Annotated in this window: 25 protein-coding genes; 13 read left to right on the forward strand and 12 right to left on the reverse strand. The window is 59.2% G+C overall.

Annotated features, from left to right (window positions below):
- Nucleotides 1-44: 44 nt before the first annotated feature.
- The gene (locus F1529_RS04315; RefSeq protein ID WP_155132377.1) at nucleotides 45-884 is read left to right on the forward strand and encodes a LysR family transcriptional regulator; all 840 of its coding nucleotides are present in this window, start codon (nucleotides 45-47) and stop codon (nucleotides 882-884) included.
- A 467-nt stretch (nucleotides 885-1,351) separates the two neighbouring features.
- Nucleotides 1,352-1,738 (forward strand): GreA/GreB family elongation factor, encoded by a 387-nt coding sequence (locus F1529_RS04320; protein WP_007148972.1) that lies wholly within the window; start codon nucleotides 1,352-1,354, stop codon nucleotides 1,736-1,738.
- 197 nt (nucleotides 1,739-1,935) lie between these two features.
- Here the strand turns inward: F1529_RS04320 and F1529_RS04325 are convergent, their stop codons facing one another.
- Nucleotides 1,936-2,367 carry an Rrf2 family transcriptional regulator gene (locus F1529_RS04325; RefSeq protein ID WP_155132379.1) on the reverse strand — a complete coding sequence of 144 codons (432 nt, stop codon included), beginning with the start codon at nucleotides 2,365-2,367 and terminating at the stop codon, nucleotides 1,936-1,938.
- 90 nt (nucleotides 2,368-2,457) lie between these two features.
- Between F1529_RS04325 and hmpA the strand changes: the two genes are divergently transcribed.
- Complete coding sequence (hmpA, locus tag F1529_RS04330; protein WP_370456953.1) at nucleotides 2,458-3,681, forward strand: NO-inducible flavohemoprotein; 1,224 nt, start codon at nucleotides 2,458-2,460, stop codon at nucleotides 3,679-3,681.
- Between the two features lie 120 nt (nucleotides 3,682-3,801).
- Here hmpA and F1529_RS04335 read toward each other — a convergent pair whose 3' ends face one another.
- Both F1529_RS04335 and F1529_RS04340 read right to left on the reverse strand, forming a co-directional pair.
- Nucleotides 3,802-5,031: a diguanylate cyclase gene (locus tag F1529_RS04335; protein ID WP_290517857.1), complete on the reverse strand. Its 1,230-nt coding sequence runs from the start codon at nucleotides 5,029-5,031 to the stop codon at nucleotides 3,802-3,804.
- Nucleotides 5,032-5,191: 160 nt separating this feature from the next.
- On the reverse strand, nucleotides 5,192-5,464 hold the full coding sequence (locus tag F1529_RS04340) for an Arc family DNA-binding protein (RefSeq protein ID WP_155132385.1): 273 nt from the start codon (nucleotides 5,462-5,464) through the stop codon (nucleotides 5,192-5,194).
- Nucleotides 5,465-5,770: 306 nt separating this feature from the next.
- On the opposite strand from F1529_RS04340, the gene F1529_RS04345 reads away from it, so the two are divergent.
- Entirely contained in the window at nucleotides 5,771-6,718 is a 948-nt protein-coding gene (locus F1529_RS04345) for a LysR family transcriptional regulator (RefSeq protein WP_007150028.1), read from the forward strand.
- A gap of 267 nt (nucleotides 6,719-6,985) precedes the next feature.
- On the opposite strand, the gene F1529_RS04350 is transcribed toward F1529_RS04345, so the two are convergent.
- Nucleotides 6,986-7,894 carry a 6-carboxytetrahydropterin synthase gene (locus tag F1529_RS04350; protein ID WP_007151130.1) on the reverse strand — a complete coding sequence of 303 codons (909 nt, stop codon included), beginning with the start codon at nucleotides 7,892-7,894 and terminating at the stop codon, nucleotides 6,986-6,988.
- Nucleotides 7,895-8,110: 216 nt separating this feature from the next.
- Here F1529_RS04350 and F1529_RS04355 point away from each other — a divergent pair, with 216 nt between their 5' ends.
- From F1529_RS04355 to F1529_RS04365, 3 genes are read left to right on the forward strand one after another with little or no spacing between them, the layout of a single operon-like run.
- Complete coding sequence (locus F1529_RS04355; protein ID WP_007151572.1) at nucleotides 8,111-8,449, forward strand: histidine triad nucleotide-binding protein; 339 nt, start codon at nucleotides 8,111-8,113, stop codon at nucleotides 8,447-8,449.
- Nucleotides 8,450-8,498: 49 nt separating this feature from the next.
- Complete coding sequence (locus tag F1529_RS04360) at nucleotides 8,499-9,125, forward strand: GNAT family N-acetyltransferase (RefSeq protein ID WP_230457704.1); 627 nt, start codon at nucleotides 8,499-8,501, stop codon at nucleotides 9,123-9,125.
- Nucleotides 9,122-9,703, forward strand: a complete 582-nt coding sequence (locus F1529_RS04365) for an ACP phosphodiesterase (protein WP_370456954.1) — start codon at nucleotides 9,122-9,124, stop codon at nucleotides 9,701-9,703. Before F1529_RS04360 ends, F1529_RS04365 begins: the two co-directional genes overlap by 4 nt.
- Before the next feature lie 178 nt (nucleotides 9,704-9,881).
- Here F1529_RS04365 and F1529_RS04370 read toward each other — a convergent pair whose 3' ends face one another.
- The gene (locus tag F1529_RS04370; protein ID WP_155132389.1) at nucleotides 9,882-10,715 is read right to left on the reverse strand and encodes an SDR family oxidoreductase; all 834 of its coding nucleotides are present in this window, start codon (nucleotides 10,713-10,715) and stop codon (nucleotides 9,882-9,884) included.
- A gap of 40 nt (nucleotides 10,716-10,755) precedes the next feature.
- A complete protein-coding gene (locus F1529_RS04375; protein ID WP_230457705.1) occupies nucleotides 10,756-11,667 on the reverse strand; it encodes an alpha/beta fold hydrolase in 912 nt (303 codons plus the stop codon).
- 54 nt (nucleotides 11,668-11,721) lie between these two features.
- Between F1529_RS04375 and F1529_RS04380 the strand changes: the two genes are divergently transcribed.
- Complete coding sequence (locus F1529_RS04380) at nucleotides 11,722-12,168, forward strand: 3D domain-containing protein (RefSeq protein WP_039926365.1); 447 nt, start codon at nucleotides 11,722-11,724, stop codon at nucleotides 12,166-12,168.
- 6 nt (nucleotides 12,169-12,174) lie between these two features.
- Here F1529_RS04380 and F1529_RS04385 read toward each other — a convergent pair whose 3' ends face one another.
- From F1529_RS04385 to F1529_RS04395, 3 genes are read right to left on the reverse strand one after another with little or no spacing between them, the layout of a single operon-like run.
- The gene (locus F1529_RS04385) at nucleotides 12,175-12,933 is read right to left on the reverse strand and encodes an SDR family oxidoreductase (protein WP_155132393.1); all 759 of its coding nucleotides are present in this window, start codon (nucleotides 12,931-12,933) and stop codon (nucleotides 12,175-12,177) included.
- Nucleotides 12,930-13,880 (reverse strand): alpha/beta hydrolase, encoded by a 951-nt coding sequence (locus F1529_RS04390; protein WP_155132395.1) that lies wholly within the window; start codon nucleotides 13,878-13,880, stop codon nucleotides 12,930-12,932. The genes F1529_RS04385 and F1529_RS04390 overlap by 4 nt, the downstream gene beginning before the upstream one ends.
- Nucleotides 13,877-15,337 carry an NAD(P)/FAD-dependent oxidoreductase gene (locus tag F1529_RS04395; RefSeq protein ID WP_007150296.1) on the reverse strand — a complete coding sequence of 487 codons (1,461 nt, stop codon included), beginning with the start codon at nucleotides 15,335-15,337 and terminating at the stop codon, nucleotides 13,877-13,879. Before F1529_RS04395 ends, F1529_RS04390 begins: the two co-directional genes overlap by 4 nt.
- A 103-nt stretch (nucleotides 15,338-15,440) precedes the next feature.
- Between F1529_RS04395 and F1529_RS04400 the strand changes: the two genes are divergently transcribed.
- Nucleotides 15,441-16,451 (forward strand): AraC family transcriptional regulator, encoded by a 1,011-nt coding sequence (locus F1529_RS04400; protein ID WP_370456955.1) that lies wholly within the window; start codon nucleotides 15,441-15,443, stop codon nucleotides 16,449-16,451.
- A gap of 47 nt (nucleotides 16,452-16,498) precedes the next feature.
- Here the strand turns inward: F1529_RS04400 and F1529_RS04405 are convergent, their stop codons facing one another.
- Nucleotides 16,499-16,960 carry an LEA type 2 family protein gene (locus tag F1529_RS04405; RefSeq protein WP_155132397.1) on the reverse strand — a complete coding sequence of 154 codons (462 nt, stop codon included), beginning with the start codon at nucleotides 16,958-16,960 and terminating at the stop codon, nucleotides 16,499-16,501.
- A 402-nt stretch (nucleotides 16,961-17,362) separates the two neighbouring features.
- On the opposite strand from F1529_RS04405, the gene F1529_RS04410 reads away from it, so the two are divergent.
- Genes F1529_RS04410 through F1529_RS04425 form a run of 4 tightly spaced genes read left to right on the forward strand, consistent with a single transcriptional unit; the run spans nucleotide 17,363 to nucleotide 20,964 of the window.
- Complete coding sequence (locus tag F1529_RS04410) at nucleotides 17,363-17,860, forward strand: hypothetical protein (RefSeq protein WP_007148718.1); 498 nt, start codon at nucleotides 17,363-17,365, stop codon at nucleotides 17,858-17,860.
- Between the two features lie 9 nt (nucleotides 17,861-17,869).
- Nucleotides 17,870-19,792: a lipopolysaccharide assembly protein LapB gene (locus tag F1529_RS04415; RefSeq protein WP_155132399.1), complete on the forward strand. Its 1,923-nt coding sequence runs from the start codon at nucleotides 17,870-17,872 to the stop codon at nucleotides 19,790-19,792.
- Nucleotides 19,789-20,292 (forward strand): hypothetical protein, encoded by a 504-nt coding sequence (locus F1529_RS04420; protein WP_155132401.1) that lies wholly within the window; start codon nucleotides 19,789-19,791, stop codon nucleotides 20,290-20,292. Before F1529_RS04415 ends, F1529_RS04420 begins: the two co-directional genes overlap by 4 nt.
- Nucleotides 20,293-20,340: 48 nt before the next feature.
- Nucleotides 20,341-20,964 carry a LysE family translocator gene (locus F1529_RS04425; protein ID WP_155132403.1) on the forward strand — a complete coding sequence of 208 codons (624 nt, stop codon included), beginning with the start codon at nucleotides 20,341-20,343 and terminating at the stop codon, nucleotides 20,962-20,964.
- A 142-nt stretch (nucleotides 20,965-21,106) separates the two neighbouring features.
- Here F1529_RS04425 and F1529_RS04430 read toward each other — a convergent pair whose 3' ends face one another.
- Together F1529_RS04430 and F1529_RS04435 are read right to left on the reverse strand one after the other, a co-directional pair.
- A complete protein-coding gene (locus tag F1529_RS04430) occupies nucleotides 21,107-22,090 on the reverse strand; it encodes an FAD:protein FMN transferase (protein WP_155132405.1) in 984 nt (327 codons plus the stop codon).
- A gap of 84 nt (nucleotides 22,091-22,174) precedes the next feature.
- A complete protein-coding gene (locus F1529_RS04435) occupies nucleotides 22,175-23,761 on the reverse strand; it encodes a general secretion pathway protein GspF (protein ID WP_155132407.1) in 1,587 nt (528 codons plus the stop codon).

The raw sequence follows: 23,761 nt of genomic DNA on the forward strand, positions 1-23,761 counted from the left end.
GATGTTGATATAAGTCAGGTTTGAACCTGTATGAGGAGCCCCCATTGGATATCGATCTGGCCCGTACCTTTCTGGAAATCGTCCGTACTGGCAGTTTCATGGCGGCGGCGGACCGGCTACACATTACTCAGACTACCGTGACGGCGCGGGTGCAAAACCTGGAAGGGCAGCTGGGTTGCCGGCTGTTTGTGCGTAACCGTAGCGGGGCGACGCTGACGGATCACGGAGAGCGGTTTGCTAGTCATGCCAGCCAGCTGGTTCAGACCTGGGAGGCGGCCCGTCGGGAGCTGCCATTGCCGCAGGGGGCTGAATCCGTGCTGACATTGGGGGCGGAGATCAGCCTGTGGAACCCGCTGCTACTTAACTGGCTATCGGCGTTGCGCGATGTATTGCCGGACGTGGCTTTGCGTATTGAGGTGGGGGAGCCTCGATCTTTGCACGAGCGCCTGGAGCAGGGGGTGCTGGATGCGGTGTTGGTTCACCAACCGGATTACTGGCCTGGCATGCAGGTGGAGCAGTTGCTGGAAGAAAAGCTGATTCTGGTTCGCACCCCTCACACGGCGGAGCCCTATGTCTATGTGGATTGGGGCGCGCATTTTCGCCAGCAGCACGATGCGGCGCTGCCGGAAAAAGCCCGTGCCGGGCTGACCATGGATTTAGGGCCGTTGGCGATTCAATACCTGGTGGCCAATGGCGGTAGTGGTTATTTCCGAACCCGTGTTGCTCAGCCCTATCTCGAAAACGGGGCACTGATTCGCGAAGCCGACGCTCCGGAGTTCAGTTATCCAGTGTTTCTGGTGTATTCCCGCGCCAGAAAAAGTGCGCCACTGGAGAGCGCATTCTCTGTGCTGCATACCACACTGGCGAACCAGTCGGAGTGGTAGAAAATAAGGTTCTTCGCGGATTGGAGTGAATAACACGCTACTCACCGTCTGATTGGTTATCGCGAATACCCGGCATTTTGCCAAGCGCTCGACGCCGGATGCTTGACGTACCCCCCCCCCCGATCCGCGATGAACCGAAGTGAGCCCCGAATGTGGTGAAAAACTCATGGCGTGTATGAGTATTTTCCCATGACCGGTTTTCGAGAAGAATCGCCGGGTTGATCATTCTGAAGAATGAGAGAACCGCGCATCCTTCCGGATACTTGCTAAATTTATTATTCCGGCTATGGTTGCCTCTATGACCGCTTCAGTATCAATGTAGGAACGCTGCTGTGTTTTATCTTTTCTCCCTCTGGATGGATTTTCTCCCCACCTTTCCGGTTTAAGCCGGGCGGAACCCGTCCGGCTTATTTCCCGTTGTCGACATCGTTCGATATCCCTTTTTTATATCAATCTGGTGAACGGTTATGGCTGCGCTTATGGAGCGTTTGTCGTTGTGTCGCTATGGCTATGGAAAACGCTATTTAGCAAAAAATCCCCTGTTTTTCCTGTCGCCGGTCCGGCTGATGATCGTGATGGAGAAAATAGAAATGTTGCGTGGAGTGGAGCGTGAGCTTGCTGCGGCAGCGGTGGGCGATCGTGTTTCCTTGTTCAGTTTTGAAGATGAAGAGCAGATGTCCTTCACTTTGGCAGAAGCGGGAAAGCGATCTCTGGGGGACAAGGATATTTCTGTGCTTTCTCCATTGGGCGCTGCTTTGCTGGGAGCCTTGCCTGGAGCAGTGGTCAATGTGAATTTCCTTGGTCATGGGCACCGATATCTGTTGCTGAAGGTGAACAAAACAGCAGAAAAATGAGTGTTTCCAATAAAGAGGGAGGGTCATGCCTTGCATGTTTTACCGTAAGACAAGACGGAAAATATGAAGCCTGTTTGAAAGGAAAGCGTTATGAGTAAGGAAAAAGTGAAGAAAAAGCCGCAAAAAACCCTGAAAGAGAAACGACGGGAAAAAAGAGCCAGTAAATAATGGCGACAGGGCGCCTTGCGCGCCCTGACTTAAGCTTGTTTTAGCAGGATTCGAAGCTCATCAGTGTTACCAGTCAAGTCTGCCAGGGTGTATTGATCCAGCGCCTGCAGAAAAGCTGTCTGCGCTTGTCCCAGTGCCTGCTTCAGTTTGCAGGCGGGATCTATCGGGCATGACGATTCCGTGCCAAAACAGTCCAGCAGTTTGAGGTTTTCTGTTTGCCGCACCAGCGCCCCCACATTGATCTCTTTTGCAGATTTCGCCATCACCAGACCGCCTCCTCGCCCTCTCAAACTTTGCACATAACCCAACTGCACCAGTGTCTGTGCGACCTTGGCCACGTGGTTGTTGGAGATGTGATACGCATCGGCGATTTCCTGGACAGTGGCCGGGTGCTCGTTACGCCGTAGGGTGAGATAGATTAGGGCCCGCAGGGCGTAATCCGTATGTGTTGTGAGTTGCATGGCTTGACCCGCATAAAATGAGTATCTAATATGCCTATTTAAAAGAGGCATGTAAAATACCTATTAATGGTCGCTAACAGGAGTCACGCCGTGCTTACCCAGAATCAACTGACCGTTATTAAACAAACCGTTCCTGTACTTCAGGAAAACGGTGAGGCACTCACCCGGCATTTCTACGCACGTATGTTCCGGGAGAATCCGGAGGTGCGGCCCTTTTTTAATCCGGCCCATCAGCAGGCTGGAACCCAGCAGCGCGCTCTGGCAGGGGCTATTTGTGCCTATGCACAGCACGTGGATAACCCGGCGGCACTGGCGGATGCGGTGGAGTTGATTGCCCAGAAGCACGTTTCCCTGGGCATCCAGCCGCAGCACTATCCTATTGTTGGCGCAAACCTGCTGGCTTCTATTCAGGAAGTGCTTGGAGTTGATGAAACGTCGGAGGTCATTGACGCTTGGGCGGCGGCTTACGGGGCGTTGGCGGACATTTTTATTGGCCGTGAGGGGGTGCTATACCAGCATCAGCAGGATGTGTTTGGCTGGCAGGGTTTCAAGCCCTTGGTCGTTGCCCGCCGCGAAAAGGAAAGTAAGAACATCGTTTCCCTGTACCTTGCTCGTCAGGACGGTGAGGCGCTGCAGCCGCACCAGCCCGGCCAGTACATTACCGTGCGGGTGACGCCACCGGGTGGACAGCCGGTAATGCGCAACTACAGCCTGTCTTGTGCACCGGGTGACAGCCATTATCGAATCAGTGTGAAACGGGAGCTGGCAACAGCTGACGAAGCCCACCATGGTGTGTGCTCTGGTTATATTCATGAGCATATTCAGGAAGGCGATGTGCTGGAGGTGGCGCCGCCCTGTGGAGACTTTACCCTGGCCGATGCCGCCGGTGACGGCGTTCCGTTGGTGCTGGTGGCTGGCGGTGTGGGAATTACGCCGCTGCTTTCCATGCTGCATGGGGCGCTGGCTCGCCAACAGGGGCGTGAAGTGATCCTTATTCAGTGTGCCCTGAATGGAGCGGTTCGGCCTTTTGCCTCGGAACTGCAGAAGCTGGCGGATACCCATGACAATCTGCATTGTCATGTTCGTTACAGTGAGCCGTCAGCCCTGGATAAAGCGCAGGGTGGTTTTGATAGTACTGGTTTCCTCGATCGTGCACTGCTGGATAAACTGGTGGGCGAGCGTCGCGCGGAGTATTACTTCTGCGGTCCGGTGCCCATGCTGAAAGCGCTGTATGGCGTACTGCAGGAAAAAGGTGTGGATGATGCCGACATCCATTATGAGTTCTTCGGTCCGGCAGAAGGGCTTGCCGCTTGAGTGTCCGCCCGACGGACTGCTAACGAAAGAGGCCGCGCTCATCGAGCGCGGCCTCTTTCTGTTCGCCAACAGCCGTTAATGGCACGGGGACGGGGATGCCATAGTTAATTCAACTATCCACTAATTCAGCATCTCCACTACGCCTTGGTTGCTCATCATTGCTACCCGGTTTCGCCCGGCGCCTTTTGCTTGATAGAGTGCTTCATCGGCCATTTTCAATAGCTGCGCGCCGTCTGCGGCGGTACCGTCCGAACAGGCGACCCCGACACTGATGGTCACCACCTGGCTGACCCGGGAACCGCTGTGGGGAAGGCCCAGCTGCTCGACCCGGTTACGCATGCGCTCGGCGAAAACCAGCGCATCGTTGAAGCTGGAGTCAGTCAGGGTAATGACAAATTCCTCGCCACCGTAGCGAGCCACGAAATCGGTATCGCTTTGCACCATTCCCAGAGGGACACCGGCCACTTTTTTCAGGCACTCATCGCCGGCCGGGTGGCCATAGGTATCGTTGTACTGTTTGAAAAAATCGATGTCGAACAACATCAGGGTGATACGCTCAGGCGCATCCGGGTTGTTCTGATTCAGCTTGTGATAGAGGTGGCTCAGGCGGCTTTCCATTCCCCGGCGGTTGATACAGCCGGTCATGCCGTCGACGGTGGCCTGGTTTTCCAGTACCAGATTGGCGGAGTGTAATTCGTTTCTGTGCTGGAACAGTACATGTTCGGAGAGGAAGTGCTGTCGCAACAGTCGTTCGTACACGTACTGGCCAAACAGGCTCATGCTCGCAAAGGCCAGTGATACTAGTACCAGTGTGGATGGTTCAAAGGGATGGCGGCCGGAACTGAGCTGCAGGCTGAAAACCATGCAGCCAATCATGATCACTGAACTAACCAGTGCGGAGTAGAATGGCACCCGTATCAGGATGCAGATCATCAGGATGGCCAGAGGGGTGTGGAAGAAGAAGGTGTAGGCTAGGGGGTGCTCGACAATGGCCCCTAGATAATTGCCGGTAAGGGCAATGGCGAATGCCAGTATCAGCGTGGCTTCATGAAGCCAGTTGCGCCATTGGGGCTTGCGGATTAATACCAGACAGCCGCCGGTGAGCATCAAGGTGAAAAGCCGCGGGCGCCAGGAAAGGTTGAGAACGTCGGGAGAAATTCGTGACTCGATAAACATGGCGGAGACAATCAGGAACGCCACCAGTGCCAGCGCCCAGGGCATGACTTTGGCCACGCTTGCCCGGAAATAGAGGCGAAAATCCTTTTCCAGCGGTTTGGGCAGGCGCAGGTGCCACGGTAACGTAATATCGTTGCCGGTTGGCAGTGGGGTATGGTTCTGGTTTGCGGTCACGGCCGTAAAGGCTCCTTTCAGTCCATGAATCGGTGACTGCGTGCGTGAGCAGCATGCACTACATCATAGTGCAAAGTACTGTCATTTCGATAATGGGCACGTGGCCAGCGGTGTATTGTAAGGACAAAAGGGCAGTTGTGGTTAGCCCGGCAGAATTAATCTAATCCAAAAGCGCTAACAGTGCCTGTTGTTTCGCCTGGGGGAGTTGGCGAAAGCGTTCCAGCAGGAAGGCTTCTTCGTTGCCTTGCGGCACCGCTGCTTCGCCGTGGGGCAGGGTATGCGGCCAGTTCTTCAGGCTATGTTCCAGCCGGGCAATAATTTCCGCGTTCATGCTGCGATGGCTGTGATTGGCCGCTTCTGCGACCTCGTTTCGCATACCGCAGGGAAAACGAACCACGAACTTCTCGGTTCGCGTGGTTGCGTTGCTTGTCATAGTAACCTCTGAATCACGCCTGCTTACATGGGGCTGGCGAGAAAGGCTTGCCGGCCTATGACAACAGAGCAGGCTGTGCTGTTATCTGGACACAAGCTTCAGACCTTACGCATTTTTTTGCCTCCAGGCGATACTGGCAACATGCCAGTAATGGCGAAATAGAGACACGGTTAACACTCAAATGCGTAAAAGTTTTTTTTACACAGAGAATCGTCATGACCCTGTGATCTGGTGCACGGTGCCAGTGAGGATCAGGCAGTGCTAGAATTGATCCTGTTGATGTGGGCATGAGTGGCTATTCATAAAATGAATATTGGTGCGGCAGATCTGAATCTGCTCAAGTATCTGGATGTGCTTCTGCGTGAGCAGAATGTGACCCGAGCGGCGGAGCAACTGGGGATTACCCAGCCGGCGATGAGTAATTCGCTGAAACGGTTGCGCGAGTTATTTGGTGATCCGTTGTTGATTCGTACCAGTGACGGCATGACGGCGACGGAACGCGCACAGGAGTTGCGGCCCTTGGTGCGGCAAATTCTGTCCCAGGCGGAGCAATTGTTCACCCCTGAGGACGTGTTCCAGCCGGCGGACAGTCGCCGGGTGTTTCGGATCATGACCAGTGATTATGCGGAAGCGACTCTGGTGCCCCATATTGTTCGTCGCCTGCGCGCCGAGGCCCCCAATGTGGTGCTGGATTTCCTGACCCCGTCGGATGTGAGCTACCAGGACATGGAGCAGGGCCGGGTGGATATGGCGGTGAATCGCTTTAACGAAATTCCGGGCTCATTTCACCAGGTAAGCCTCTGGAAAGACTCCTTTTCCTGCTTGCTCAACCGGGATAACCCCATTGCCGAAGGCTTTGATCTGGACAGCTATTTGTCCGCCCAACATATCTGGGTATCAAAAACCGGTTTTGGCGTGGGATTCGGCATGAATCCGGAAAAGCTCGGCGGGCTGGGGTGGATTGACCATGCCCTGGAACAGTTGGGCAAGAGCCGCAAGATCAGTATCTTTACTCGCCACTATCAAATGCCGGCCCTGCTGGCCATGAATAACGACCTGGTGGCCACGCTACCAAGCCGGGTGGCGCGCATGCAGGCCCAGAATGAGCGCTTGCTGATCAAGCAGCCGCCGTTCGATATCCCCGAGTTCGAGCTGAAAATGGCCTGGTCCTCGCTGTTGCACCACAACGTGGCACACCGTTGGCTGCGGCGGCTGATTCAGGAAGAGGCGGAGCGAATTCTGGCGGAGGAATAGCTACAAGCTACAAGCTACGAGCTACGAGCTACGAGCTACAAGCTACAAGCTACGAGCTACGAGCTACGAGCTACGAGCTACGAGCTACGAGCTACGAGCTACGAGCTACGAGCTACGAGCTACGAGCTACGAGCTACGAGCTACGCTCGATTCGATAGGAAAAGCCGGGATAGTTCCCCAATACCGATCTTTCTTCGCAGCTGCTGTAGGAATGTGGCGAAGCCCGCTTGCGGGTTTTTCTCGAGGCTAGTCGCTAACAGCTGGTCCTCAGATTACTGAGGTGCCGCTGAGCCAGCTGCTGTGGGTCTTGCCGGGCAGGTTCTCGCCGGCTTCGGCGATGGCGCCCTTGCCGACACCTTCGAAGGCGCGGACCCGAAAGTGCTTGCCGGGAGCTTCATCGGCCAGTTGCGCAGCAATGTGGGCGGCCAGCTGTTCTACAGTGGTGTCCGTATCGACCATGTAGCAATGGTCTTCCGGGATCACCAGCTCGAAATGTCCCTGCTCGGCATCGTAACGGAACCGGTGGTGGGGAATTTCGTCGATGTAGTAAGTGCCTTCCAGATCTTCCTCGGTACCCAGGTAGATGTCTTCCCAGCGGTCTGCCCAGAGCTTTTCCCAGTAACGGCTGCGTCGGCCATTCTCGAAGATGTGAATATTGGAACGATGTCCGTGGGCAATGCGCTGGCAGTTGCCGTCGTGCTTTTTCAGGCCATGGGAATAGTGATAGAACGGCGCGGTGCCGGTATCTTCTTCGCGCAGTACCACGCGCACTTCCGCTACATTCGCCGGTACCACGGTCTGGATCAGATCCATCAAATACAGGGTCAGGCTGGCCTTGGACACTTCCGGACCGGGCATCAGCAACAGGCTCTGGCTGGGCGCCACCATGCGGATGGTGCCACCCCGGTATACCCATTCCAGGCTGGTGTCGTTATCGCGTTCGGCGATGGTGGCCTGGTCATTGTCCACGGGAACCAGCAGACGGTGATCCACGCTGTCATCAATGATCTGCTTGATGCGCTTTTTGATGTGGCCAAAGTCGAAGACCATGCCCTGATCATCCAGATCGCCGCTCAGTTCCAGGTCCACTAGCCAGGATTCGCCCACCATGCCGCGCTTGGGGTGCAGGTAGGAGAAATCGGCGACGGTTAAATTTTCGACAAAAAGAGTGGCCATGCTGTTCCGGTTGATAATGATGGGTTTCGACAGGTGCTATAATGCCATTATTCTGGGCTGCCGCTAAGGTGCACAGCGCTTGCTGCGGACATTTTACGAGCAGTTATCGTAGTAGCTGTGAACCGGGGCACACCGGTTGCACAGTAAAGTGCACATCCTGTGACGTGGCTACGGGGTTCCGCCGTGGCTTTTTCGCTGACCCAACCGAGACCAGTTATGGCTGAAACGCTTTTCTCCAAGATCATCGACCGGGAAATTCCTGCCGATATCATCTTCGAAGACGACCAGTGCCTGGCCTTCCGGGATATCAATCCCCAGGCGCCGACCCATTTTCTGGTGATCCCCAAGAAGCCGATTGCCAAGCTGTCCGATGCTGAAGAGGCCGATCAGGCATTGCTTGGGCATCTGTTGCTGGTGGCCAGTCAGGTCGCCAGACAGGAGGGGCTGGAGGATTTCCGCCTGAACGTGAATAACGGCGCTGGCGCCAGCCAGACCGTGTTCCACCTGCATGTGCATGTGCTGGGTGGTCGCTCCTTCAGCTGGCCGCCGGGCTGATCCTCTCGCCGCCGGGGTACAGGCAAGACGGGCGCCGGCAGGAGAGCGCATGGAATTGCCTGACGTACAGGGGTGGCAAATGGAGCGATGGATAAAACCGGTCACACTGAAAGGCGAGCATGTGGTGCTGGAGCCTTTGTGTGTGAACCATGCGGAGGATCTGGCCGAGGCTACGGCCGATGGCGAGTTGTGGCGACTCTGGTATACCACGGTGCCGGCCCCGGCAACGGTGGCGGATTATATTGATACGGCTTTGCAAGGGCGGGCACAGGGCGATATGCCCTTCGCGGTGCGCCACCGTGCCAGCGGCAAGGTGATCGGTAGCACCCGCTTTTTTCGTGTCGACGAGAATAATGCGCGCCTGGAGCTCGGCCACACCTGGTATGCCCGCCGTTTTCAGCGCAGCGCGGTGAATAGCGAGTGCAAGCTGCTATTGCTGGGCCATGCCTTCGAAACGTTGAATGCCGTTGCGGTGGAGTTGCGAACCCACTGGCATAACCACGCCTCACGCACGGCCATTGCCCGCCTGGGCGCCAAGCAGGATGGCGTGCTGCGCCACCACACGCGTTCAGCCGACGGGGTGTACCGCGACACGGTGGTGTTTTCCATTCTTGAGCAGGAATGGCTGGCCGTACGTCAGAACCTGCGTTACCGACTGGACCGTGGTGCATCGTGAATTACCTGGCCCATTTGACCCTGGCGCAACCGTCGGTGCCTTCCAAGGTAGGTAATGTACTGGGGGATTTTATGCGCGGTGCGGTGGTCAGCGAGCTGAGTGAGCCGCTGCGCCGGGGATTGGATAATCATCGCCTGGTGGACCGGTTCACCGACCACCACCCCTGGGTCATGGCGCAACGCCGTGGGTTTTCGGTCCGCCGGCGTCGTTTTGCCGGAGTGGCGCTGGACGTGTTGTTCGATCATTTTCTGTGGCAGCACTGGGCCACCTTCTACGGACATGACCGGGACGCCGCCATTATCCGCCATTACCAACATCTGCAAGCGGGCCTGCCGTTGATGCATCTCCCCATGCGTGAGCGGGTGGAGCGTCTGATTGAGCATGATCTGCTGAACCAATACGGGGAGTTGGAGCGGGTTGGGCAGGCGCTGGATGTGATCGCCGGGCGTATCCGCTTTGCCAATGACTTTGCCGGCATCATCCAGGAAATTGAGCCGCGCTATCAGGCACTGGAGGCCGGGTTCCTGGGATTCTATCCCGAGCTACAAGCGGCGGTCAGGGAGGCCGCACTGGAGTGACGGGTTGGCTACACGCTCCAGGCTGCCCTCCGTACACTGCAGCGCCATAGAGGGCGGCATTTCTCCAACAGCAGAGGCCGCGTTCTGACCTTCGGGCCGCGGCCCCTGCTGTTTCAGAGCCTTTCTTGCTTTCCGGCGTGTTGCCGCGTGTGGCTTGTCGTTTGCTGCTGTCTCTTGCTCACAATGCCGGCATATTCAATTCAGCCATGGTGTCGTAATACAGCTCATCGGCCAGGTTGTTGTTGCGGGCCCGGGGGGAGCGCAGGGCCGGTTTGTGGTTGGCGAAATACTCTCCGCTGATCTGCGCATACTGTTCGTCCAGTGCCAGGCTCACGGGAAGCGATGCGGCTTTTTCCGGGGTGGTGAGCGTGGGGCGAATCAGTGCCATGACGGCGCTGGGCACATGACGGAAAATCGGCGTGTCCACGCCGCCGGGATGCAGGGCATTACTGGTGATGCCGGTGTCTTTCAGGCGGTCGGCCAGTACGTTGCTGAACAGAATGTTGGCGAGCTTGGACTGACCGTAGGCGTCCATGACCAGGTAGGGCTTGCGACCTTTCCAGGTCTTCTTGTTGATACGGCCCAGCCAGTGAGCCACCGAAGCCAGGTGTAGAATCCGGGGCTGGGTGCCTTTCTGTAGCAGGGGCAACATCAGGTGCGTGAACAGCACCGGGGCCAGGTAATTTACCCCGAACTGCATTTCGTAACCGTCTTTGGTGAACTCCTGCTGGGTGGGCACCACGCCGGCGTTGTTGATCAACACATCAATGTGGCCCAGTTCCTGATAGAGCTCAGCGGCGCAATCGCGTACCTGTTCAAGGTCTGCCAGATCCAGGGCAAACAGGCGCACTTTTGCCTGTGGATGGGCGTTCTTGATTTTGGCGACGGCGGCCTGCCCCTTGGTCTGGTCGCGGCAGGCGAGGATAACCTCCGCGCCGCGGCCGGCCAGTTGCTCTGCCGTGCAGAAACCAATGCCGGAATTGCCGCCGGTGATCAGTACGCGTTTGCTCATGATGGTCCTTGCCCCGCTTCCCTGTTTGTGTGTCGTCAGCTTAACAGGCCTCACAGGTGGGAGTGGGGCCGGTGGGGCCATTTTCTGCGTTTTTCTGTGGCAGTTGGGTCATGGCAAGCCACTGGGAAATGTCCTGGCTGACCTGCTGCCACTGCCGGCTTTGCAGCAACAGGTGCGGCGCATTCGGATAGAAACGGTATTCCCCCCGGTCGTTGGCGGATAAATGTGCCCGCAGGTGGCGAATGCCTGCTTCCGGCACGGAATGGTCCTTGCCTCCGTACAGCAGCAGGGTAGGGATGTTCAGGTTGTTGGCCGAATCGCTGGCGCTGTCCGCCAGCTTGATCAGCCCCCAGTAGGCGTCCATCCGAACCTCACGCATGACGCGCGGATCCTCGGCCAGGCGTTGAGCGCTGGTTGGAGCGAGGGTGGGATCATCGGCGTTGCGTTCAACGGTGAGGCGGTAGCCGGGGGCCAGGGTGGCGGCGGTGGCGATGGCGGCGTTCCAGCCATAACGAAAGCGAATCCCTTCGCGCACCGCAGGCCCGGCCAGCATCAACCCGGCGACCTTGTCCGGTTCCTGCTGGGCGGCCAGTATGGCCACGGCGCCACCCAGGCTTTCGCCGAGCACAAACAGGGGGGCGGCATGGGTCTGGTGCAGGCGCCGGATCTGCGTCACCGCTTCATCGACCAGTTGCTTCTCACCGGCCCAGCGGCCTTGCTCCAGCCGGTCGCCAAAGCCGGCCTGATCGTAGGCCACAAACACATAGCCGGCCTCGGCGAACCAGGGGCCCAGCTGTTCAAACGCGGCGCCGAAATCCCCGAAACTGTGCAAGCCCAGGATGACGCCCCGTGGGGTGTCATCAGGCGCCCACTCCCGCACAGTCTGGGTGAGAGGCTCAGGTATACTGGTGGTGTCTGATTGTTTGCCGGAAAAAAGGCTGCATGCGGCCATCAGCACCCCGGTAAAAAGAATAAGAGAAAAGCGCAACGTACGGAGAGTCATGCCATGAGCGTAGCAGTGTCGTTGCAACGGCGAGTGAATGCGGCGGTTTTTTCCCTGGTGCTGGTGGGGACGACCGGGCTGGTGTCCCGTTGTGAGGCGGAAAAAGCCCCGGCGGTGCCGATGATGGAACTGACGGTGACGGCTTCGGCTTACAACTCACTGCACGGGCAGGGGGCGGGCAGCGACCATGCGCTCGCCGCCTGGGGTGATCGTCTGGTGCCGGGAATGCAGGCCATCGCAGTGTCCCGCGACCTGATCCGGCTGGGGCTGACCCACAATACCGAGGTTACCGTGGAGGGCTTGCCGGGTGTCTGGGTGGTGAAGGACAAGATGCACCGGCGCTGGAAACGCAAGATTGATATCTATATGGGGGAGGATGTGCAGGCGGCCCGTGAATGGGGCCGCCGTAAGGTCAAAATCCGTTTTCCCCGGCCGCCGGAGAAACCCTGACGCGGGCTATTCCCGGCTGAGAAATGTCATGGTCATCCTGGTGGAGGCGCTGGGCAGTACCTTGTCCATCAACTTGATGAATTTGAACACCCCGCCGACCGGATTATGCACCGCGACGTTTTCATTGGCGGCCTGCCAGGCTTTGGCTGCAATGTCGTCGGCGGTCAGATTGACCCCCAAACGGTCCACCACCGGGGCGCGGAATTCAGCGTCATCCAGCATCGGCGTTTTCACAAACGGCGGCATGATATCCACTACCCGAATGCCCTGGCGGGCCCACTCGATATTGAGTGCTTCGGTGAGCGCGCGCACGGCAAACTTGCTGGCGGAATAAGAGGCCAGGTGCGGCACCCCGTAGAGCGCAGACGCTGAGCTCATGTTGATGACGGCGGGCTCGGTGCTCAGTTGCAGATGCGATTGTGCCGCCAGGGTCATGTTGATCAACCCGGTGACATTGATATCGATGATCTGCTTGTGTTGGGCGGCGCTGATGTCTTCGAAGTGCCCCATGCGCAGGATGCCGGCGCAGTTGAACAGTACGTCGAAACCCTTGCCCTGGGCAAAGGCCTCGCAGGCCTGCTGGCAGGCCTCTGCATCGGTGACGTCCAGCCGTTGATACCAACTGCCACCCAGCGTTTTTGCCAGCCTGGCGAGGGCGGTTTCATTGATGTCGGTGAGGCCCACCTGCCAGCCTTTGTTATGAAACAGCGTGGCAGTGGCCAGCCCGATGCCGCTGGCGGCGCCGGTAATCAGAATGCGTTTCATGGGTTGCCACCTTTCTCGTGTTGAGGGACCGCGTGTTGGTGGATAAAGCGGGCACAGGTCATCAGGGCCTGATCCGAATCCGCCAGTACCCCGGCATGCAATTGGAAGTCGTGCCAGCGCTGGGGGTGAATCTGTAGCCGTGTCGGGGTGCCGGCTTCGTTCAGTGCGGTGCACAGGCGATGGCTGTCATTGAGCAGAATTTCATCGCCGCCGGCCTGGATCAGAATCGGAGGCAAGCCCGTTAAATCGCCGAACAGGGGAGAGCATTGTGCGTTGCGGGTGTCATCACCGGCGTAGGCACTGGCTGCGCTATCCAGCCAGGCATGGCTGAGCATGATGTCCCGGTCGGTGTCGAAGAGCTGCCCCAGTGTCAGGTCGACCCAGGGGGAAAACAGGATGGTCGCGCTGGGTAGCGGCGTGCCGGCGGCTTTAAGGGCTTGCAGTGTGGCCAGGGCCAGGCCGCCTCCGGCGGAGTCTCCCATTAATGTCAGCGATGCGGGGCTGACGCCGTCGTCCAGCAGGGCCTGATAAACCGCCACCGCATCTTCGATGGCGGCGGGGCAGGGGTGCTCCGGGGCGAGCCGGTAATCCGGCACCACCACGTGGGCATTGGCAAACTTGGCCAGGTGCGAGGTGATTGCCTTGTGGCTGTCCGGGCTGCCGGCCACGTAGCCGCCGCCATGCAGGTAGAGCACGGTGCTCTGCGCATGCAGTGGCTGGTAGTGGCGGCAGGGCACATTGGCAATGGCTTTGTCATGGCTGCCGATGCCGCCGGCCTTGAGGGTGCTGTAGGCCATGATGTCCAGCCAGCGCCGTTGCGCGGCAAAGCTGAAACGGGGGTTGGCGACGGGTTTGAACAGCAGGGCCAGGGACTGGCGCAGGGCGCCAGCCAGCAACTGCTGAACGGTGGACTGGCTGCGGCTGATGCGATCAACAAACAGGCTCATAGGGCTTTGTACTCGTAGTCGCTGAGTTCCAGGTGCTGGGTCTGGCGGCGGTAGTCAAAGGTGAACCCGGGCCAGTTGTTGGTGTTCTTGCCACTTTCGGTCTTGTACCAGCTGTGGCAGCCCTTGTCCCACACGGTGTCGCTGATTTTACGCTGCACGTTGTCGTTGAAACGCGCCTGCACGCTTTCGCGTACTTCCAGAGAATGCAGTTTTTGCTCGTCCATTTCGGCCAGGCACTGTTGTACGTAATGAATCTGGCTTTCCAGCATGTAGATAATCGAGTTATGGCCCAGGTTGGTGTTGGGGCCATAGAGCATGAACAGGTTGGGGAAGCCGCGCACGGTGATGCCCAGATACGCTTCTGCGCCGTCCTGCCAAGCGGTATTCAGGTCCACGCCATCGCGGCCGGTGATGGTCATCGGGGTCAGGAAGTCGGTGGCCTTGAAGCCGGTGCCGTAGATAATTACGTCCACTTTATGGTGGGTGCCGCTGCTGTCGGTGAGCCCTTGCTTGTCTACCGCATCGATGCCGTAGTTGATTACTTCGGTATTGGCCTGGGCCAGTGCCGGATAGTAATCGTTGGACATCAGGATGCGTTTGCAGCCCATGGGGTAGTCCGGGGTCAGCTTCTCACGCAGAGCCGGATCGCTAATCTGCTTTTTCAAGTGCCGGGCGAATAGCCACTCGTAAACGGCCATGGCTTTCTGGAAGGAGGTAAAGCCCAGTACCCGGGATTCATTGGCCGCATAGATGCGCATGCGATCCAGCGTCTGGGTCAGTGGCAGTTTCTTTAATACCCAGTGTTCGGCTTTCTTGTAGGCACGATCGGGTTTGGCAATCACATGGGCGGCGGAGCGTTGGAACAGTTTGACCTTGCCGGCCACCTTGGCCACTTCCGGCACAAACTGAATGGCGCTGGCACCGGTGCCCACCACGGCCACGGTTTTGCCGGTGAGGTCTTCATCGTGATTCCAGCGGGCGCTGTGGAAGTGTGGCCCCTGAAAGTCCTCGATGCCGGCAAGCGGCGGGTAGGCCGGTTGGTTGAGTTGGCCGGTGGCGGTGATCAGGGCGCGACAGGTGATCACCTCGCCGTTGGTCAGGGTGATTTCCCACAGGCCGGCGTCATCCAGAAAGCGGGCTTCCGCCACTTCAGTGTTGAAACGAATGTGGCGATACAGGTCGTACTTGCGTGCGCAGTATTGCTGGTAGGCAAAGATTTCTTTCTGCGGCGCGAAGCGGCGACTCCACGGGTAATGCCGTTCAAAGGAAAATGAATACAGGTGCGAGGGCACGTCGCAGGCGGCACCGGGGTAGGTGTTATCGCGCCAGCAGCCGCCCACATCGTGTCCTTTTTCGATCAGCAGCAGGTCGTCCTGCCCCTGGGCTTTCAGGCGAATGGCCATGCCCAGTCCGCCGAAGCCGGCGCCAATAATGACTACGTTGTGCGTTGCTTGCATGGGAAACAATCCGGTTAATAACGTTAGGTTCCACTCTAGCGATACATAAACGCCTTGTTTATGGCATTCTGGGACAGAAAATTGTGGAATTCGGACATCGCCAGTGACAGTACAGCGAGCCATTACCAGCGTGCGAATGCAGGTGGCCTTTGCCGAAGAGCGGGGGCTGCCGGTCGCGGCGTGTCTGCAGGGTTCCGGCATTGATCCGGACATGCTGGGCCAGGCTGATTGCACCATTGATGCGGAGCAGGAGCTCACCGTGGTGCGCAACCTGTGCCGGGAACTGGGCAACGAGGCAGAGCTGGGCCTGGCCATGGGGCAGCGCTACCACCTGAGCAGCTATGGAGTCTGGGGGTTTGCGCTGCTGAGCAGTCCCACCTTTCGTCAGGCGGTTGAGCTGGGGTTGCGTTACCTGGATCTGACCTTCGCGTTTCTGGATATTTCCCTGCAGGAGCAGGGCGATGACGCCATCTTGATCCTGGATGATAGCCGTGTGCCCGAAGAGGTGCGTGAGTATCTGCTGGCCCGGGACGCCAGCGCGGTGATGATGATCCAGGAGGAGCTGTTTGCCGGGCGCATTCCGCTGTCTTCACTGGAAGTGCGGTTGCCGCCGCGCTCGATTGCCCCGTTCGAGGCGGTTTTCGGACTGACGCCGGTATTTGATCGCCCCCGCAGCCAGGCACGGTTCGCGCTGGGCCTGCTGGATATGCCGCTGCCCCAGGCCAACCCGGTGACGGCCCGCTTGTGCGAGGAACAGTGCCACCAGTTATTGGTGCAACGTTACCGCAAGGGCAGTGTGGCGGTGCGGGTCCGCCGACGGTTGTTGCAGCAGCCGGGGCGGTTCCCGGATATGGAGGCCATGGCGGAAGAACTGACCATCACCAGCCGGACATTGCGCAGGCAGCTGGCGGCGGAAGGAACCAGCTACCGGGCCCTGCTGGATGAAGTGCGGCGGATGCTGGCGGAACAGTGGTTATTACTGGGCATTCTCAGCCTAGCCGAAATCAGCGAACGGCTGGGCTTTTCCGAAATCGCCAATTTCAATCACGCCTTCCGGCGCTGGACCGGGCAGAGCCCCGGCCGCTTTCGGCATCAGCTGAGAGAACAACACTGATAACCCGCCGGACCATGCCCGGGCTGTGTTCCTTGGGGCGGCAAGCGCTATGGCATCGCCGGCAGTGTCATTTCGCCTTCCTTGTCGAAGGAAAGGGGAATCGGCACACCCGCTACCCGTGCCTTGCCGACCAGCCGGTATTGCAATGGCTGGTCCTTGCGCTGCTGGATTTTCTGCAGCTGTTGCAGGCTGCTTAACAGGCTGGTGGTAATGGTGGTGGTGACCTGGGCATCGCCCATGGCGGGCAGAGTGATGCGTTCGTTGGTCAGTCCACGGGCAAATTTCTCCCCGTTGACGTAGATCTCGTAATCCAGGCTGTTGAGGGTGAGCTCCCGGTCGTTGGGGTTGCGGGCCCGCAGGGTCAGCCCCCATTCCTGCTCGAACAGGTTGAAGCTGTTCAGGTTAATGCCGGATACGCTGACGTCCGGGGACTCCAGGCCAGCCAGGCTCTGGCAGCCGCTCAGTATCAGCAGGCCCATGACCATCCACAGGGAAACCACTTTTTTCATCTACTCACTCCATCCATAGGGCACAAGGGGCTACGACGTGCCGGTTAGAGGCCAGCATAACGGGAAAGTTGCGAGTGTGAAGCAGAAGAAGCGGAAGAGGGGGGAGGGTAATTAATGCGTGCCGGACGGCCCGATCGCCAGTCACACCACCGCGCCCCTTGCGGGGCGCCTGTGGTGCGGCATCCTGACCGGGCCGCCGGCACGAGGGCCGAATGACAGAATCATCCGGCTTTCTCGATAGTCGCGTGATCGCCGGGCCGAAAGCAAGTACCGGATGTCGTAAATTTGTATCCGGCAGGCTGTGACAATCACAACAGTCAAAGCCGACAAGCTATGGTAGATTTCCTGAAAAGAACGTATCTGAAAACAACGTAGATAAACGCTAACACCGGGGGAGCGCACATGCGCCGCGCATTCATTTTGTTGTTGATGCTGGTCGCAGCCCAGCTGCACGGGGCCGAGCTGGACAAGGATCTGGCCGATTTCAAACGTGACGTGCTGGAAGTCAATAAACGCCTGCTATTGCTCGAAGAAGAGTTGCTGTTCCCCGCCGATACCCAGGTCGGGATTTATGTCTCTCTGGATGTGGGGCACTTTTTCCAGCCGGACAGCATCACGCTGGAGCTGGATGGCGAAGTGCTGACCAGCCATCTCTACACGGAAAAGGAGATCCGCGCCCTGAAAAACGGTGCGGTGCAGCGTCTGGCGCTGGCCAACGTGAAGAATGGTGATCACGAGCTCACGGCCTTTATCACCGGCACCGGGCCTGCCGGCCGGGAAATGCGCCAGGGGGTGACCGGCCACTTCGACAAGAATCACGGCCGCCATTTCGTTCAGCTTCATATCGAGGACGATACCGCCAAGCAGCAGCCGCGTTTCCGTTTTCGCGACTGGCGCTGAGAGCGGTCTATGCGAATGCGAGGAAGCTTGAAAGGGCTGGTGGTGGGGCTGTTGTTACTCAGTTCCCTGAGCTGGGCCCGCCTGGATGAACCTCATCAGGTGCAGGAGCTGGCCTATGGTGAGGTGGCCTATCTGTATCTCAAAGGCGATTATTTTGCTGCCCTGACCCGCGCCCAGATGGCGCTGGAGCGGGGCGAGGTGGATATCCACAAGGCGGATATGGAAGTGCTGTTGGGGGCCATGTACAGCGCCTACGGCATGCCCGAAGACGCCGAGCAGGTTTTCAACCAGTTGCTCGATACCCAGGTCAGCGGTGAAGTCGCCCAGCGGGCGTGGATTCACCTTGCCGGTCTTTACTATCGCCAGCAGAAATACCAACAGGCGCTGGCCATGCTGGATCAACAGGTCGGTGAGCCGCCAGCCAAACTGGAAGAAGTGTATTTCAGTTTGCGGGCGCGGGTCCTGATGCGTCTGCAACGCTATGAAGAAGCCGCAGAGCTGCTTGATGCGTTCTCCGAAGACCATCCTCTCAATGCCTACCTGCGCTATAACCTGGCGATCAGCTGGATTAACGGCAAGCATCCCGGGCTGGGGCAGGAATGGCTCTGGCAGCTGGCCAACATGCCGCCGGGGGACGCCCAGGTTAATGCGATCAAGGAAAAAGCCATGCTGGCGCTGGCGATCTACATGTTGCGCAGCGATCAGGAAGACCGTGCGCTGGCCCTGTTGCGAGACGCTCGCCTGGAGGGGCCGTTTGCCGACATCTCCCTGTTGCTCTATGCCCGCGCCCTGTTGATTGAAAATCAGCCCCGTAAGGCGCTGCCGGTCCTGCAGCAGCTGGACACCAAGTCGATCCAGCGATTGCCGGTGCAGGAAGCGCAGTTAGCGATTCCCTACCTGTACGAGCAAATGGGCGATCAGCGTTCTGCCAGGCAGGCATTCGAGACCGCACTGGATCGCTTTGCTGGTTTGCAGCAATACCTGCTGGAAGTGGAAGCGGATATTGCCAGTGGCGAATGGTTTACGGCCATGGTGGGGGAGCCGCGCTGGTCCACCGCCATGGATCCGGTGCCGCCGTTCCTGCCGCGCCGGGTGGAAAGTTTCCCAACCTTTTATGAATGGTTTGCCACCACCGAATTTCAACGTGGCTGGAATAACTACCACGAGTTGTTGCGGCAGAAGAACCTGCTTACCCAGTGGCAGGAAAAGCTGCCGGCCTTTGAGACATTGATGGCTGCCCATCGGCGCAAGCAGGACGAAACCCGCCCTGCGGCCCGAGCGCTATTGGACGATCTGTCACAGCAGGATTTCCAGGGACGCATGACCCGTTTGCAGCGCCGTTACGATGAGGCCGTGGCCAAACAGGACCCGTTGCCCTTCGCCACCGACAAGGAGCGCAAGCTGTGGGAGGCGCAGCAGAATGCCGAGCAGCGCACCGAGGGGTGGGGCAAGCGAAAGCGCCCGGATGTGACCGCCAAGCTGGACTTCTACAAAGGTGTTTTGCTGTGGGAGATGCAGGAAAACATTGTGCCGCGCCAGTGGGAACGTCAGCATCAGCTTAATGAAATCGATGGGTTGCTGGATGAAACCCGTGTGCTGCGCAGCCGTGTGCTGTTTGCCACATACCGCTCCGAGCGGTTGGAAGATTTCTCGCAAGAATTGAATGCACTGACCGGCGAGCTGGAACGCTTACAGAAACGCGGGGCGCTGTTGATGCGTCGCCAACAGTACGGTTTGCAGGCGTCGGCCTATGAACAGGTTACCGAAACCCGCAACCGCCTGAAGCGTTTCAGTGCGTCGGCCCATGAAGGGCTGGCCGACCTTTACCATCGCGCCTTGCGCAGCAGCCGCGAGCGTGAGCAGGCCCCGGACGAGGCGGCGCCGCAGTCCTCAGTGTTCCCCTTACAGCCGCCCATGGGGTCGTCCCGGTGACAGCGCAACAGCTGGATTCCTTGCACCACAGGGGGCAAGGGTTCGATGTGATCAGTGGTGCTGCGTTTGCCCCGGCGGACTGGGATCTTTATCCCGATGGCGACAGTTCCGATTGCTGGCGCGGTTATGTGTGCCATTACCTCATTGAGGGCGGCACCCTGTACCTGGCTGAGCTGGCCCTGTGCGCGCCACCGAGCGGACTGATCGGTGTGGATGAACAGGGTGAGATCGTTACCGTCCCGGCGCGATGGCCCGCGCTCAACGGGGTGGCGGCAGAGCGGGTGCGCGGCGGTGTGATGCCCTGGCATTACCCCGCGTTGCACCTTCCCCTTGGTTTTACCGGCACGTTGTTGTTGGGCCAAACCCTGCGGGACGACAGCCTCTACCTGGCCGGCGCGGCGGATTTTCCGCAAGCGGAGGATTACCATGACGTCTGGCGTCTGCAGTTGGAGCAGGGGCGACTGTGCAGCGAGGCGCGGGGTGGCGCCGTCTCGCGGTAGACTGGCAAGGATCATCATTCCGCATCCTTTCTGCGTTGGTGAGGGCTTATGGGTATCCCGTCGCTGTTTCTGTTGATGCTATCCCTCATGGTCATGGCAGCGATGCCCAGTACCAGTGTGGCGCTGGTGGTGGTCCGTTCCGCCCGGTATGGCGTTTCCCATGGTTTGCTGGTGGCCGCAGGTATTGTGCTGGCGGACCTGCTGTTTGTGAGCCTTGCGCTGTTCGGCATGGCGGCCCTGGCCCAGTGGCTGGGGACGGCGTTTGTGGTGGTGCGGATACTGGCAGCGGTGTGGCTGATAGGTTTTGGCGTGCAGCTGATCCGTTCCCGGCGGGCGGCTGTGAGCAATCCGGGGAACAGCGACAAGCGTGCAGGTCACCATGGTGCGAGTTTTCTGGCGGGCCTGCTGGTAACGCTGGGTGATATCAAGGCCATCGTTTTTTATGCCAGCTTGTTGCCCGTGTTCGTGGATTTGCCTGCGCTGCAAGGCGCGGCGATAGCTGCGGTGTTGTTGGTAACGGTCGTGGCCGTGGGTAGTGTAAAAGTCGCCTATGCCTTGCTGGCCAGCCGGCTGGCGGCGGTGGCGTTGCCGCCACGCTACCGGCGGCCGCTGCAGCTTGGCGCGGGCTGCGTCATGGTAGGGGCCGGAGTCGGATTGCTGGTTCGCGCCTGAGACAAGGTCCAGTGCAGCTTGGCGCGACTCTGGCCACGCAGACAGACATTCAACGAAAGACCCGGCGATACCGCCATCAACCTGATTTCTGGTTTTTAGCCGCGTCAGGCTTCCGGCACTGGGCGTCTCGCCCTGTGCGTTGTCAGCCGCCAGTCAGGTCATTGGAGTAGGTGACGTTACCTTTCCGGTCGATGATGATGGCCGAGGTCTCAGGAAGACGATTGATCAGCGCGAGGCCTTTTTCGGCGCCCAGCACAAAGACGCTGGTGGAGAGGGCGTCGGCATCGATGCTGTTGTCACACAGCACGGTAACGCTGGCCAGCCCATCGATACTTTTGCCGGTCTTCGGTGACAGGATGTGGTGAATGCGGCGGCCGTCCTGAATGAAATAACGCTGGTAATCCCCCGAGGTGGACATGGCCAGATCGGCCATGGGCAGTTTCATGGCGATGTCCTGTTTACTGCGCGGGTGTTGAATGCCCACTTCCCAGGGGCGGCCCCGGTGATCGCCCAGTACATAGCTGTCCCCGCCCAGTGACAGGTAGGCGTGCTCGACGCCCGCCTCTTTCAGCAAGGCGATGCCCTGGTCAATTGCGTACCCCTTGGCGATACCGCCCAGATCGATACGGGTGCCGGGGTCACGGAAACGCACCTTGTCCGGTGCGGTCAGCTCAATACGGTCGGCGCCGATATGCTGGTTCGCAGCGGCCAGCTGGGTATCGTTCGGCGCCTTGCCTTCGCGGTAATCGTACAGGTGGCCGGCACTGGCAAAGGTAATGTCGAAGGCGCCGTCGGTGAGTTGGTAGTAGTCCAGAGACCGTGCCAGCAGCTGATAAAACTCCGCGCTGATGGTTTGTGTTGTCTCGCCGGCACGGGCGTTGACCCGGGCCAGTTCGCTGCTTTCCACCCAGGGGGACAGCAAGGCATTCAGGCGCGCCATTTCCTCTTTCAGCGCGTCGAACAAGGGTGCCGCATCCTGCTCGGACCACAGTGTGACGCTGGCCCGGGTACCCATCACATCCCAGTCCTGTTGTTGCCACCGGGCCTGTGCCGGCATGGCCAGCAGCAGGAGCAGGGCAGGTGTGATCAAGGTGATCAGGCGGGCAGTGGGGGTAAGCGAAACCATGGCAATCGTCTTCGGGTTGTCAGCAAAGGAGAGTGACAGCAGTGTACCTGCCGGAGCGGCTCTGCGCCGCCCCGGCAGGTTGGGTCAGGCGGGAGGAGGAAAGACGGGGCCGCTGACGATGGGGTTGAAAGCGGCCAGTTTGTCCAGCGAAGCGGCGTTGCCCAGGCTGTGATTGGGGAAGCGGGCGCTGAACTGGCCGAGTTCACCGTGCAACGCCATGTAGTTCAGCCACACGGTTTCCGCCAGCAGGTTCACGTTGTTGGCCGCCGGGGTGCCGGCGGTTTCCACCGAGGCGTCGCTGCGCATCCAGCCCAGTTGCTGATGGTTTTCGGCGCTGGCGCCGTTGGTGTTCAGGGTTGGGCGGCCGTTGGGGTTGTAGACCAGAAAGAACGAGGCGGCGGTGGACGAGTTGTCGCCGGTCCACTCGCCTTTGCCGCGGCCGTTGGCGGAATCATCAATGCGCCCGTTGCTGGACACGGAGCCATCGCTGAACACGTACATCATCAGCGGCATGTTGCGGCGGCGGGCGTATTCCAGGCAGGCGCCCATGCAGCGCCCGGCGCGCAGGTCCCGTTGTTCGCCGGTGCCCCGTTCGCCGGTGTGGTAATCGAAGCCGCCCATGGAAATACAGCCGGCGCCGGCGTAGCCGTTGATCACCAGTTTCATGATGGAAGCGGTTTTCTCAAATTCCCGGTCATTCAACTCCGCCTCGGAGAAGATGCTGAGGATGTCCGTGTCCTGACGAATATTCAGGGCAGAGGGGTCTCCATAGCGGTCGGTAATATCTGCGGCTTCCACATAGCCACAACGCAGCAGGTCGCGCAGGTTGGCGCGGCGGTTGGCATCGGTGAGGCCGCTGTCGATACGGTCGATGCGTTTATGGCTGATGCGGGCGATGGATTCCATCACCGACACGGCATCGTCTTTGGAAAGCAGACCCACCAGCTTGCCGGTGTCCACCAGGCCGGTCACGTCGGTGCCCCGGTCCACCTTGGTGGGGCGGGCAGAGGCGATGATGGAGCCGTCCGGAGACATGGAGTTGCCCCCGGACAATGAGCTGCGTGACCCGATCAGCGACAGCAGTTCGCCGTCGGCGCCGGCATTGAAGATGCCGTACATGGGATTGTGCGGATTATTGGCGGTGTCGTTTTCGGAGCGCGCCGGAATCACACAACCATTCACGTTGCCCATGGCGCCGGGGGCTTTTTCCTGAATGCCACGCAGGAAGGGCGAGTCATTGTGAAAAGCCAGACCCAGATCCGTATTGACCACGCCGGGATCCGTGCTGGGTGCCATGCCGCCGGGCAGGCCCAGTTTGGAGTAGCCGGCACTGCTGAGAAAATCCAGCTGGCCGCCCTGGCCGCCCACCAACACATTGGAGCCGGCGATATTGGCGCCGCCGGCCAGGTCGAAACAGATGAACGGAATCTTGCCGGCGCCGGCACCGAGGATGCCGCAGTCGGTCTTGATGGTTTCCAGGTCCCCTTGCAGGGCCGCCATGGCGTCGCGTGGGCTGCTAAACAGGCCGAACAGGCCCATGCTGCCAAAAGCGGCGCCGGAGACCAGCCCGCGCCCGAGGGCGTCACGGCGGCTGATGGGTTTGCCGTGGCCCAGATTTAATAGCGGGGCGTCGGGGTGCAAGGCCTGTGGTTTTTTCATCATTCTTTTCAT

The sequence above is a fragment of the Alcanivorax sp. VBW004 genome (genome assembly GCF_009718865.1).
Lineage (GTDB): Bacteria > Pseudomonadota > Gammaproteobacteria > Pseudomonadales > Alcanivoracaceae > Alcanivorax.

Coding starts and splice junctions, on each gene's coding strand:
- F1529_RS04320 (WP_007148972.1), top strand. CDS start 1,352: ATGGCTGCGCTTATGGAGCGTTTGTCGTTGTGTCGCTATGGCTATGGA.
- F1529_RS04325 (WP_155132379.1), bottom strand. CDS start 2,367: ATGCAACTCACAACACATACGGATTACGCCCTGCGGGCCCTAATCTAT.
- F1529_RS04340 (WP_155132385.1), bottom strand. CDS start 5,464: ATGACAAGCAACGCAACCACGCGAACCGAGAAGTTCGTGGTTCGTTTT.
- F1529_RS04345 (WP_007150028.1), top strand. CDS start 5,771: ATGAATATTGGTGCGGCAGATCTGAATCTGCTCAAGTATCTGGATGTG.
- F1529_RS04350 (WP_007151130.1), bottom strand. CDS start 7,894: ATGGCCACTCTTTTTGTCGAAAATTTAACCGTCGCCGATTTCTCCTAC.
- F1529_RS04355 (WP_007151572.1), top strand. CDS start 8,111: ATGGCTGAAACGCTTTTCTCCAAGATCATCGACCGGGAAATTCCTGCC.
- F1529_RS04360 (WP_230457704.1), top strand. CDS start 8,499: ATGGAATTGCCTGACGTACAGGGGTGGCAAATGGAGCGATGGATAAAA.
- F1529_RS04370 (WP_155132389.1), bottom strand. CDS start 10,715: ATGAGCAAACGCGTACTGATCACCGGCGGCAATTCCGGCATTGGTTTC.
- F1529_RS04375 (WP_230457705.1), bottom strand. CDS start 11,667: ATGGCCGCATGCAGCCTTTTTTCCGGCAAACAATCAGACACCACCAGT.
- F1529_RS04380 (WP_039926365.1), top strand. CDS start 11,722: ATGAGCGTAGCAGTGTCGTTGCAACGGCGAGTGAATGCGGCGGTTTTT.
- F1529_RS04385 (WP_155132393.1), bottom strand. CDS start 12,933: ATGAAACGCATTCTGATTACCGGCGCCGCCAGCGGCATCGGGCTGGCC.
- F1529_RS04390 (WP_155132395.1), bottom strand. CDS start 13,880: ATGAGCCTGTTTGTTGATCGCATCAGCCGCAGCCAGTCCACCGTTCAG.
- F1529_RS04395 (WP_007150296.1), bottom strand. CDS start 15,337: ATGCAAGCAACGCACAACGTAGTCATTATTGGCGCCGGCTTCGGCGGA.
- F1529_RS04405 (WP_155132397.1), bottom strand. CDS start 16,960: ATGAAAAAAGTGGTTTCCCTGTGGATGGTCATGGGCCTGCTGATACTG.
- F1529_RS04410 (WP_007148718.1), top strand. CDS start 17,363: ATGCGCCGCGCATTCATTTTGTTGTTGATGCTGGTCGCAGCCCAGCTG.
- F1529_RS04415 (WP_155132399.1), top strand. CDS start 17,870: ATGCGAATGCGAGGAAGCTTGAAAGGGCTGGTGGTGGGGCTGTTGTTA.
- F1529_RS04425 (WP_155132403.1), top strand. CDS start 20,341: ATGGGTATCCCGTCGCTGTTTCTGTTGATGCTATCCCTCATGGTCATG.
- F1529_RS04430 (WP_155132405.1), bottom strand. CDS start 22,090: ATGGTTTCGCTTACCCCCACTGCCCGCCTGATCACCTTGATCACACCT.
- F1529_RS04435 (WP_155132407.1), bottom strand. CDS start 23,761: ATGAAAAGAATGATGAAAAAACCACAGGCCTTGCACCCCGACGCCCCG.